The sequence below is a fragment of the Microbacterium sp. genome, from assembly GCF_051953575.1.
In the GTDB taxonomy this organism is placed as follows: domain Bacteria; phylum Actinomycetota; class Actinomycetes; order Actinomycetales; family Microbacteriaceae; genus Microbacterium.
In genome coordinates this window covers 1-6,979 of record NZ_JBQCIP010000216.1, presented here as the reverse complement: position 1 = coordinate 6,979, position 6,979 = coordinate 1, and the positions used below count along the sequence as shown (strand labels likewise).

The 6,979-nt window shown below is 70.4% G+C and carries 8 protein-coding genes; all 8 read right to left on the bottom strand.

The window, feature by feature from the left end; all coding sequences use genetic code 11:
* Nucleotides 1–24: 24 nt before the first annotated feature.
* The 8 genes from carA to ACTHNQ_RS13175 all read right to left on the bottom strand — a co-directional run bounded on the left by carA (nucleotide 25) and on the right by ACTHNQ_RS13175 (nucleotide 6,924).
* Nucleotides 25–1,182, bottom strand: coding sequence for a glutamine-hydrolyzing carbamoyl-phosphate synthase small subunit (gene carA, locus ACTHNQ_RS13210; protein WP_440334035.1), 1,158 nt, complete (start codon nucleotides 1,180–1,182; stop codon nucleotides 25–27).
* On the bottom strand, nucleotides 1,179–1,688 hold the full coding sequence (locus ACTHNQ_RS13205; protein ID WP_018170780.1) for a PH-like domain-containing protein: 510 nt from the start codon (nucleotides 1,686–1,688) through the stop codon (nucleotides 1,179–1,181). The genes carA and ACTHNQ_RS13205 overlap by 4 nt, the downstream gene beginning before the upstream one ends.
* Nucleotides 1,685–2,995, bottom strand: a complete 1,311-nt coding sequence (locus ACTHNQ_RS13200) for a dihydroorotase (protein ID WP_440334033.1) — start codon at nucleotides 2,993–2,995, stop codon at nucleotides 1,685–1,687. The genes ACTHNQ_RS13205 and ACTHNQ_RS13200 overlap by 4 nt, the downstream gene beginning before the upstream one ends.
* Nucleotides 2,992–3,984: an aspartate carbamoyltransferase catalytic subunit gene (locus ACTHNQ_RS13195; protein WP_440334031.1), complete on the bottom strand. Its 993-nt coding sequence runs from the start codon at nucleotides 3,982–3,984 to the stop codon at nucleotides 2,992–2,994. The genes ACTHNQ_RS13200 and ACTHNQ_RS13195 overlap by 4 nt, the downstream gene beginning before the upstream one ends.
* A 7-nt stretch (nucleotides 3,985–3,991) precedes the next feature.
* Nucleotides 3,992–4,525 carry a bifunctional pyr operon transcriptional regulator/uracil phosphoribosyltransferase PyrR gene (gene pyrR, locus ACTHNQ_RS13190; RefSeq protein ID WP_440334029.1) on the bottom strand — a complete coding sequence of 178 codons (534 nt, stop codon included), beginning with the start codon at nucleotides 4,523–4,525 and terminating at the stop codon, nucleotides 3,992–3,994.
* Nucleotides 4,526–4,661: 136 nt separating this feature from the next.
* Nucleotides 4,662–5,192, bottom strand: a complete 531-nt coding sequence (locus ACTHNQ_RS13185) for a DoxX family protein (protein WP_440334027.1) — start codon at nucleotides 5,190–5,192, stop codon at nucleotides 4,662–4,664.
* Nucleotides 5,193–5,349: 157 nt separating this feature from the next.
* Nucleotides 5,350–6,603 carry a Rieske (2Fe-2S) protein gene (locus ACTHNQ_RS13180; protein WP_440334025.1) on the bottom strand — a complete coding sequence of 418 codons (1,254 nt, stop codon included), beginning with the start codon at nucleotides 6,601–6,603 and terminating at the stop codon, nucleotides 5,350–5,352.
* 69 nt (nucleotides 6,604–6,672) lie between these two features.
* A complete protein-coding gene (locus ACTHNQ_RS13175; protein WP_440334023.1) occupies nucleotides 6,673–6,924 on the bottom strand; it encodes an MBL fold metallo-hydrolase in 252 nt (83 codons plus the stop codon).
* Between the last annotated feature and the right edge of the window lie 55 nt (nucleotides 6,925–6,979).

The following is a 6,979-nucleotide window of genomic DNA, read 5'->3' as shown; positions in this document are numbered from 1 at the left end:
AGGACGGAGTTGATGTCGTCGCGCTTAGGCATTCTTCTTGGTCTCCAGGTTCGCGACGACCAGGTCGCGGAAGCGGTCGAACAGGTAGTTGGCGTCGTGCGGGCCGGCGGCGGCCTCGGGGTGGTACTGCACCGAGAAGGCGGGGATGTCGAGTGCGCGCAGGCCCTCGACCACGTGGTCGTTGAGGCCGACGTGGCTGACCTCGACCTTGCCGTAGCCGTTGGGGCTGTCGAACGAGCCCTCCAGGGGCGCTTCGACGGCGAAGCCGTGGTTGTGGGCGGTGATCTCGACGCGCCCGGTGGCCTTGTCGAGCACCGGCTGGTTGATGCCACGATGGCCGAACGGCAGCTTGTACGTGCCGAGCCCGAGTGCGCGCCCGAGCAGCTGGTTGCCGAAGCAGATGCCGAAGAACGGCAGGCCGTCGTCGAGCACGCCGCGCAGCAGGTCGACGTGATCGCCCGACGCGGCGGGGTCGCCGGGGCCGTTCGAGTAGAACACCGCGACCGGGTCGATCGCGCGGATCTCGTCGATGGTCACCGACTGGGGCAGCACATGGACGTCGAACCCGCGCGCGGCGAGGTTGTCGACCGTGGCCTGCTTCACGCCGAGGTCGAGCACCGCGAGGTTGCCGATGCGCTCGGCGGTGGCCGGGGTCACCTCGGCGGCCGCGACGGACACCTCGGCGGATAGGTTGAGGCCGGCCATCTCGGGCGCCTCTCGCACCAGGCGCAGCTGCTCGTCGGCGTCGAGTGCGGCGGCGTCGCCGGAGAAGATCCCGCCGCGCATGCTGCCGGCCGACCGGATGTGACGCGTGACCGCGCGGGTGTCGATGCCGCTGATGCCGATGACCCCGTCGTTCACGAGAGCCTCGTCGAGCGACTCGTCGGCGCGCCAGTTCGAGACGACGCGGGAGGGATCGCGCACGATGTAGCCCGACACCCAGATGCGTCGGGACTCGGGGTCTTCGGAGTTCATGCCGGTGTTGCCGATGTGCGGCGCCGTCTGCAGCACGATCTGGCCCGCGTACGAGGGGTCGGTGAGGGTCTCCTGGTAGCCGGTCATGCCGGTGGCGAAGACGACCTCGCCGAGCGTCGTGCCCTGGGCGCCGTAGGCGCGGCCGACGTGGCGGGTACCGTCCTCGAGCACGAGGACGGCGGGTGCGGTCTGGAACAGGGAGGTCATGCGTTCGTTCCCGTCTGGGTCGGGGGAAGGATGCCGGCCACGGCGTCCGCGAGGGCGCGGGCCGAGGCATCCTGAGGGCGGAGGTAGGAGTCGACGACGGTGCCGTCGTCGAGGCGCCAGGCCAGGCGCACGAGGCCGCCGGGCTCGACGACGCGGTCGATGGCGACCGTCGACTGGCCGACGTCGGCGATGCGGTCCGCCGCGACGAAGACGCGGGGCTGGCCCGTGAGGTCGAGCGCGACGCCGGCGTCCGTCACGGTGACGTCGGACCGGGAGCGGAATCCGAGACCGGCGATCGCGAGCCGCTCGAGCGGGTCGCCGTGCCGTGTGGTGGCGACGTAGAGCGCCGCGAATGCCGCGAGCTCGTGTGCGCCGCCGGGGATCTCGCCGACCGGCGCGTGGAACGCCGCGTCGCGCCGCGTTCGTCGCCACCACGCCCACGCCAGCGCGGCGAGCAGGCCCACGGCGACGGCGATCATGATCGCCAGGGCGCCTTCGCGCGTCATGCGCGCACCCCCGGGGTGTCGAGGAGCGCGCCGTCGGCGACGGTCACGGTGCCGGCATGCAGCGTCCAGCGCACGTCGCCGGGCAGCTCGCGCCCGAGGTAGGGCGAGTTGTGGCTGCGGCCGCGCAGGTCGTCGGTCGTGAACGTCCGGCGGGGCGAGGGGTCGTAGAAGGCGAGGGATGCCGGCTGCCCGGCCGTGAGCGGCGTCCCGTGCCCTGCGAGCCGGCCGATGCGGGCGGGCTCGCGCGACATGATGCGAGCGACGTCGCCCCACGTGATGAGACCGGTGTCGACCATGGCCTGCTGTACGACGCGCAGTGCGCTCTCCAGACCGACCATGCCGTTCGCGGCCGCGTGCCACTCGCACGACTTCGCCTCGGCGGGGTGAGGCGCGTGGTCGGTCGCGACGATGTCGATCGTGCCGTCGGCGAGGCCCTCGCGCACGGCGAGCACGTCCTCCTCGCGCCGCAACGGGGGGTTGACCTTGAAGCGCGCGTCGTAATCCCGCACAAGCTCGTCCGTGAGGAGCAGGTGGTGCGGAGTGACCTCGGCGGTGACGTTCACACCACGCTTCTTCGCCCAGCGGATGATGTCGACCGAGCCCGCGGTCGACAGGTGGCACACGTGCAGGCGCGAGCCGACGTGCTCGGCGAGCAGCACGTCGCGCGCGATGATCGACTCCTCGGCCACGGCGGGCCAGCCGGCCAGGCCGAGCTCCGCCGAGACGGCGCCCTCGTTCATCTGGGCGCCCTCCGTCAGTCGGGGGTCCTGCGCGTGCTGGGCGATGACGCCGTCGAACGCCTTCACGTACTCCAGCGCGCGACGCATGATCAGCGGATCCCACACGCAGAAGCCGTCGTCGCTGAAGACGCGCACGCGCGCGCGCGAATCGGCCATCGCGCCGAGCTCGGCCAGTCGCTCGCCCTTCTGCCCCACGGTGACGGCGCCGATCGGCTGCACCGTGACGAACCCGGCCGCCTCGCCGAGGGCGAGCTCCTGCTCGACGACCCCGGCGGTGTCGGCGACGGGCGAGGTGTTGGGCATCGCGAACACGGCGCTGTAGCCGCCGGCGGCGGCGGCGCGGGATCCGGTGAGGATCGTCTCGGATGCCTCATACCCGGGCTCGCGCAGGTGCGTGTGCAGGTCCACGAGGCCCGGCAGCAGCACGAGGCCGTCGGCGTCCACGACGGTGGCGCCGGCGCGGCTGAGACCGGGACCGATCTCGGCGATCACTCCGCCGTCGACGATGACGTCACTGGCGGCGGTGCCCTCGATCAGCGCGCCGCGGAAGAGGATGGTCTCGCTCATCGGGTGGTCTCCTTCGCAGCGGCGGGCGCCGGGTCCTCGGTCGTAAGGTCGTCCGCACCGGCGAGCAGCAGGTAGAGCGCCGCCATGCGCACCGAGACGCCGTTGGTCACCTGCTCGAGCACCGTCGAGCGCGGCGAATCCGCGGCTTCTGCGGAGATCTCCAGGCCCCGGTTCATCGGACCGGGGTGCATGACAATGCTATCGGCGCCGAGCGCGCGCAGTCGCAGGGGGTCGAGGCCCCAGCGGCGGGAATACTCCCGCTCGGTGGGGAAATAGGCGGCGTTCATGCGCTCGAGCTGGATGCGCAGCATCATCAGCGCGTCGGGGCCGGCCGCGATCGCCTCGTCGAGGTCGTACAGCACGCGGACCGGCCACGCCGAGACGTCCTGGGGCACGAGCGTCGGCGGCGCGACGAGGGCGACCTGGGCGCCCAGGGTGTCGAGCAGCCACACGTTCGAGCGCGCGACGCGCGAGTGCAGGATGTCGCCGACGATCGTCACCTTGACGCCCGCGAGGTCGCGGCCCCGGCTGTCGGCGCCGAATCGGCGCTTGCGGATCGTGAACGCGTCCAGGAGCGCCTGCGTCGGGTGCTCATGGGTGCCATCGCCCGCGTTGACGACGCCGGCGCTGATCCAGCCGCTCGTGGCCAGCGTGCGCGGCGCCCCGGACGCACCGTGGCGGATGACGACGGCATCCGCCCCCATCGCCTGCAGCGTCTGAGCGGTGTCCTGCAGCGACTCGCCCTTCGAGACGCTCGAGCCCTTCGCCGAGAAGTTGATGACGTCCGCCGACAGCCGCTTCGCGGCCGCCTCGAACGAGATGCGCGTGCGCGTGGAGTCCTCGAAGAAGAGGTTCACGACGGTCTTGCCGCGCAGCGTCGGAAGCTTCTTGATCTCGCGCTGCTGGGTGTCGGCCATGTCCTCGGCGACGTCGAGGATCCGCAGCGCGTCCTGGCGGGCCAGTGTCCGGGTGTCGAGGAGGTGCCTCATCGCCGGATCACCGCCCCTCGATGGTGACGGAGTCGCTGCCGTCGACCTCGTTCAGCCGGACGTTCACCCGCTCCTCGCGGGAGCTCGGCAGGTTCTTGCCGACGAAGTCCGGCCGGATCGGCAGCTCGCGGTGGCCGCGGTCGACGAGCGTCGCGAGCCGGACGGCCGAGGGACGCCCGATGTCCTGCAGCGCGTCGAGAGCGGCGCGGATGCTGCGACCCGAGAAGAGCACGTCGTCGACGAGCACCACGACCTTGCCGTCGATGCCGCCGTCCGGGATCTGGGTGCGCTGCGGCGCACGCGTCGGGTTGCGGTGCAGGTCGTCGCGGTACATCGTGACGTCGAGTGCCCCGATCGGCACCGCGACGCCGCCGAACTGCTCGACGAGCGCGCCGATGCGGTTCGCGAGCGTGACTCCGCGAGTGGGGATGCCGAGGAGGACCAGGCCATCGGGTCCCTTGTTGGACTCGAGGATCTCGTGCGAGATCCGAGTCAGGGCCCGGGCGATGTCGGCCTCATGCAGCACGGTGCGCGTGCTCATCCGCCGCTCCCTTCTCCGCCTCACGGGACGGGGTTAAAGGTTGCTGTGATCGGCGTCCAGTCTACGACACGCGGCCGGTCGCGACGCACGAAGCCGGGGCGGACCGTGACGGTCCGCCCCGGCTCAGGGCTGTGCGTCAGTGCTGCGGGGGCGCCGCGCGAAGAGCGCGGGATGCCACCACCAGCGCCGCGGCCACCAGGATGACGTCCTTCAGGATGTACTGGGCCGTCAACGTCGGTCCGGGCGTGAACAGCTCGCCTGTGAAGAACACGAGCGGCGACAGGATGCCGACGAACGTCACGGCGAGCACGGCCAGCGCGAACCGCTGGAAGACCCCGGCGACCAGCAGCACCCCCACGAGCGTCTCCATCGCAGCGGTGATGGCCAGCGCCGGGTACCCGGTGATCATGCCGAACGACAGCGCGTTCCACGTGCGCCCGACGAGCTCCTCGATCGGGCTGAGCCCGGGGATGAACTTCAGCACGCCGAAGACGGCGAACACGAGGCCCAGGGCGACGCGCAGGACCGGGATGCTCCAGCGCTCGAGGAACACCTTGACGGCGCCCTCGGCGCGGGCCTCGAAGGCGAGGGCCGCCTGCAGCGGGCTGGTGCGGCGGACGGACGGCGTGACGGCAGCGGCGGCGCCGTGGACGGGGTCAGTGGTCATGACGGGCTCCTTCGTGATCTGATCGCCCGTCTGGCGGGCACGGTGATCAGGATCCGCACCCGGCCCCGCTGATACTCCCCCGCGGGATTTCGGCGCGACGATACAACGAAACGCCCGGCGTGGCGGGCGTTTCGTTGTGCGACCTCTACAAGAAGCGTCAGGCGGCCGGGACCGCGGCTTCGCTCTCGTCGGCCTGCGCCACCTGCGACGCGCGGATCGGGTGGCCCTGGCTGGTCAGGCACCGGCCCGACGCGAGGTCCCACTTCCAGTCGTGCAGCGAGCAGGTGAGGACGCCGTCCTCGATCTTGCCGGTCTTCGTGAGGTCCGCGCGAAGATGCGGGCAGCGACGCTGGACGGTCCAGTCGCCCAGCTGCGCGTCCTCGGTCTGGTCGGTCTGCTCCGAGTACCAGTTCTCGACGTACTCGATGCGGTCGCGCGAGAGGCACTTGAGGAACGTGGTGAGGAATTCGTTGAACTTGCCGCTGCGTCCGACCTCGAACTGCATCGACAGGAAGATCGAGTTCGACCAGTCGATCTCGTGGTCGCGGATGTTCGTCGAGACGAGGTCGGCGGGGATCGTGTACCAGTAGATGCACTCCTCGCCGTCGTACTCGCGCACCTTCGCCTTCGGGAAGTCGACGACCATGTCGAGGTCGCCGATGCGGAAGCGCACGTTGCCGCCGACGCCGTTGCGGATCGTGCGGGCCCGGCGCAGCAGCGGCTCCCACCACTCCTTGATCGCCGCGAGCATCTCCTGCGGCGGCAGCACGGGGGCACGGGACGCCTCCTCCGCGCGGATCTCGTCCTGGCGGCTGTCGCGCTGCTCGGCGAGGTACGACCACTTGTCGTCGAAGACGCGGTCGATCTCGGCATCCGTGTACAGCGTCTGCGTGATCGAGACCTCGCTGCCGACGATGTCGACCACCGTGCCCGGAAGGAACTCGTAGCCCTTCTGCGCGGGCCGCTGCTCGCGCATGTGGGCGAGGAACTCCCGCTGGTCGGTGAAGATCGCGTCGCCTTCGAGGCCCTGCCCGTTGTAGCGGAACAGCTCCTCGCGCAGGAACATGGGCGGACCGGCCATCGGGAAGACGTGCTCGGCGTCCACCTTCTCGATGTAGTACATGGCGCGCTTGTTCTGCGCGTCGCGCTTGAGCTTGGCGAAGTTCTGCTTGGCGTCCTGCGGCAGGTCGTAGACCATCGGCCACCAGATGGCGCCGGACACCTGCGTGAAGTACGCGTCCGGCTTCGAGAACGACATGAGCTTATCGAGGTCCAGCGGGTGCGAGTCGTTCTGGTTCAGGATGCTGGCCGTGCCGTCGTCGACCGACAGCGACGAGTCGCCGATCGGGCCGTCGCTGGGGGCTCGCAGCGGCGTGACCATCAGCTTGAGGGGGCCGAACTCCAGCGGCACGCCGGCCTGGGTGTAGACGATGTTGTCGTAGCCGAGCTTGCGGAGGTCCTGCTCGAGGTCGTCCGTGGGTTACTCTGGGAGCAGCACCTTGATGGTCTTCGGGATGTGGCGCTCCATGAGCGCCGGGTCGAAGTGGTCACGGTGCCGGTGCGACACGTAGAGGAAGTCGGCCTTGCCGTACTTCTCCCAGTCGAGGGCCCGGTTGTCGGGGAAGGGGAACCAGGAGCCGAAGAAGGTCGGCCCGATCACGGGGTCGCACAGGATGCTTCCGCCCGCCGTCTCGATGAACATGCCAGCGTGGCCGAGGCCGGTGATCCGCATGGTCTCTCCTTTCCGTCTTCGAGTGTAGGCACCGGCCCGGCCGATGCCCGGGGGT

Excerpts from the sequence above, each read along its gene's own strand:
- ACTHNQ_RS13205 (WP_018170780.1), bottom strand. The coding sequence starts at position 1,688 with ATGACGCGCGAAGGCGCCCTGGCGATCATGATCGCCGTCGCCGTGGGC.
- carA (WP_440334035.1), bottom strand. The coding sequence starts at position 1,182 with ATGACCTCCCTGTTCCAGACCGCACCCGCCGTCCTCGTGCTCGAGGAC.
- pyrR (WP_440334029.1), bottom strand. The coding sequence starts at position 4,525 with ATGAGCACGCGCACCGTGCTGCATGAGGCCGACATCGCCCGGGCCCTG.
- ACTHNQ_RS13195 (WP_440334031.1), bottom strand. The coding sequence starts at position 3,984 with ATGAGGCACCTCCTCGACACCCGGACACTGGCCCGCCAGGACGCGCTG.
- ACTHNQ_RS13200 (WP_440334033.1), bottom strand. The coding sequence starts at position 2,995 with ATGAGCGAGACCATCCTCTTCCGCGGCGCGCTGATCGAGGGCACCGCC.
- ACTHNQ_RS13175 (WP_440334023.1), bottom strand. The coding sequence starts at position 6,924 with ATGCGGATCACCGGCCTCGGCCACGCTGGCATGTTCATCGAGACGGCG.
- ACTHNQ_RS13185 (WP_440334027.1), bottom strand. The coding sequence starts at position 5,192 with ATGACCACTGACCCCGTCCACGGCGCCGCCGCTGCCGTCACGCCGTCC.